Source organism: Streptomyces sp. NTH33 (genome assembly GCF_003236365.1).
GTDB lineage: Bacteria > Actinomycetota > Actinomycetes > Streptomycetales > Streptomycetaceae > Streptomyces.
Window position 1 is genome coordinate 1 of the sequence record NZ_POTZ01000703.1, and the last position, 2559, is coordinate 2559.

General features: G+C 74.2%; 3 protein-coding genes. All 3 read right to left on the reverse strand.

Annotated features, from left to right (window positions below; translation table 11 throughout):
- Nucleotides 1-858, reverse strand: an 858-nt coding sequence (eboE, locus tag C1I97_RS35200) for a metabolite traffic protein EboE (RefSeq protein WP_258382893.1), incomplete at its 3' end; no start/stop codon positions are given.
- A 4-nt stretch (nucleotides 859-862) separates the two neighbouring features.
- Complete coding sequence (locus tag C1I97_RS35205; RefSeq protein ID WP_111007019.1) at nucleotides 863-1711, reverse strand: TatD family hydrolase; 849 nt, start codon at nucleotides 1709-1711, stop codon at nucleotides 863-865.
- Complete coding sequence (locus C1I97_RS35210) at nucleotides 1711-2481, reverse strand: EboA domain-containing protein (protein ID WP_181447058.1); 771 nt, start codon at nucleotides 2479-2481, stop codon at nucleotides 1711-1713. The genes C1I97_RS35205 and C1I97_RS35210 overlap by 1 nt, the downstream gene beginning before the upstream one ends.
- Nucleotides 2482-2559: the final 78 nt, after the last annotated feature.

Below are 2559 nucleotides of genomic sequence, written 5' to 3' on the forward strand. Positions count from 1 at the left end.
CGCGGTCTCCGCGCGGCTGCTGGTGGAGGAAGCGGTGGTGCCGTGAGCGGCGGTACGCGCACGGTACGGGCCGGCCGGCGCACGGTGGAGGTGCACCGGGCGGACAAGGTCCTGTTCCCGGGCGGCGGACAGCTGGGACTTGACGACGGGGACGCGGGCCGCGGTGAGGGCGTCGAGGGCGGTCGCCGGGTCCTCGAAGGAGGTGGCGAGGTGACAGGTGTCGACGCAGATGCCGATGCGGTCGTGGGCGATCGCGGTCAGCGGGGCGATGGCGTCGTGCGTGGTCTCCACGATGCAGCCGGGTTCCGGTTCCAGGCCGACGCGGATGGAGCGGCCGGTCAGCTCCTCCAGGGAGTCGAGGCGTTCGGCCAGGGTACGCAGGGCGGTGCGGGCCCGCTCGGCACGTGCGTCGTCGTACCCGGTGCGCCAGGCCAGGGGCAGGGTGGAGACGCTGCCCTCGGTGACGTCGTCCGGGAGGAGGCCGGCAAGGACGCGGGCGAGGGCGGTGGTGTGGTCGAGGCGTTCGGGGTCGGCCCAGTCGGGCCGGTAGACGCGGTACTTGACCTCTTCGGCGCCGAAGCCCTCGTAGGGGAAGCCGTTGAGGGTGACGACCTCCAGGCCGTGCCGGTCGAGTTCGGCGCGCAGGCCGCGCAGGGCGGACGGGTCGGAGTCGAGCGTGCGGGCGGCGTCGCGGGCGAGCCACAGGCCGATGCCCAGGCGGTCCCGGCCGAGGCGGCGGCGTACGGGCTCGCAGTGGTCGCGGAGTTGGGTGAGGACGCCGCCGAGTGTTTCGGCGGGGTGGACGTTGGTGCAGTAGGCGAGGTGGACGGTGGAGCCGTCGGGGTGACGGAAGCGCATCGCCTCACTCCCCGCCGCGCAGGATGCTGTTGCCCTCGTGCGTGGCGCCGGGCGTGGCGACGTCGAGGTTCAGCCGGCCGCTGAGGCCGTAGAAGGCGACGGGGTTGCGCCACAGCACGAGGTCCACGTCGTCCTCGGTGAAGCCCTCGGCGAGCATGAGGTCGCCGACCTTGCGGGTCTTGAGGGGGTCGCTTCTGCCCCAGTCGGCGGCGGAGTTCACCAGCACCCGCTCGGGGCCGTGGGCGCGCAGGATCGCGACCATCCGCTCCTCGTCCATCTTGGTGTCGGGGTAGACGGAGAAGCCGAGCCAGCAGCCGCTGTCCTTGGCCTCCTTGACGGTGGTCTCGTTGAGGTGGTCGATCAGGACGCGGTCCATGGGCAGCGCCGACTCCCGCACGACGTCGAGGGTGCGGCGCAGGCCGGCGAGCTTGTCGCGGTGCGGGGTGTGGACGAGGGCGGGCAGCCCGTGGTCGGCGGCGAGCTGCAACTGGGTGACCACGGCCTTGTCCTCGGCCGGGGTCATCGAGTCGTAGCCGATCTCGCCGACGGCGACGACCTGGTCCTTGACGAGGTAGCGGGGCAGTTCGTCGAGGACGGGCAGGCAGCGCGGGTCGTTGGCCTCCTTGGGGTTCAGGGCGATGGTGCAGTGGTGGGCGATGCCGTACTGGGCGGCGCGGAAGGGTTCCCAGCCGATCAGGGAGTCGAAGTAGTCGAGGAAGGAGGCGGGCGAGGTGCGGGGCTGGCCGAGCCAGAAGGCGGGTTCCACGACGGCCCGGACGCCGGCGGCGTACATGGCCTCGTAGTCGTCGGTGGTCCTGGACGTCATGTGGATGTGGGGGTCGAAGATGCGCATCAGGACTCCTTGCCGTGGGGGTCGACCGGGCCGTGCGGCGCGGTCTTGGGCTCGGGCGCGGTCTCGGGCTCGGGCTCGGGCTCGGGCTCGGTCTCGGGCTCGGGCGCGGGCGCGGGCTCGGGCGCGGTCAGGGTCAGTACGCGGTGCAGGTCCTCGGGGACCGGGCGGCCGGCGGCGGTGCGTTCGGCCGCGTAGTCGCCGAGCATGCGGGCGAGTTCGGCGTCGCCGCGGGCGCGGCGGGCCAGGTCCGCGACACTGTCGACGGGTACGCCGGTGAACAGGCACTTCAGGACGGCGTGCCGCCACGGGTGGGGTGCCAGGTGCCGGGCGGCGTACGGGCCGGCCGCGGCGGCGAGCAGCCGGGTGTCGTTGGTGCGCAGGGCGTCCTCGACGAGCGGCACCGCCTCCGGGCCGGGCACGAGGTGCGGCAGGGCGTGCAGGACGGCGCGGCGCTCGTCGGCGGTGCCCTGGCGGTAGACCCGGGTGAGGGCGTCCAGGTCGGCGCGGGCCGCGTGCAGGATGAGGACGCGGGCGGCGTCGGCGTGGGCGGCACCGCAGCGGCGGCCGGCCTCGGCCAGGCGCAACTCCCACGCGGAGATGGGGCCGTGGCCGCCGAGATGCTCGGCGGCCTCCTCCAGCGCCTGGTCGAGCCAGACGCGGGCGGCCGGGCCCAGGCGGGCGGTCAGAAGGGTGTGCAGCTCGTCCACGGGGGTGAGGGCGAGGGCGGTGCCGGTCGCGGAGGTACCCGTGGGGTCCTGCGGGTGGGTCATCGGGTGCTCCCTTCAGTGGTGGCCGCCTGGCGGAGGAAGGGCAGGGAGAGTGCGGCGAAGTGGGGGCCGGCGTGGGAG

Coding starts and splice junctions, on each gene's coding strand:
- C1I97_RS35205 (WP_111007019.1), bottom strand. CDS start 1,711: ATGCGCATCTTCGACCCCCACATCCACATGACGTCCAGGACCACCGAC.
- C1I97_RS35210 (WP_181447058.1), bottom strand. CDS start 2,481: ATGACCCACCCGCAGGACCCCACGGGTACCTCCGCGACCGGCACCGCC.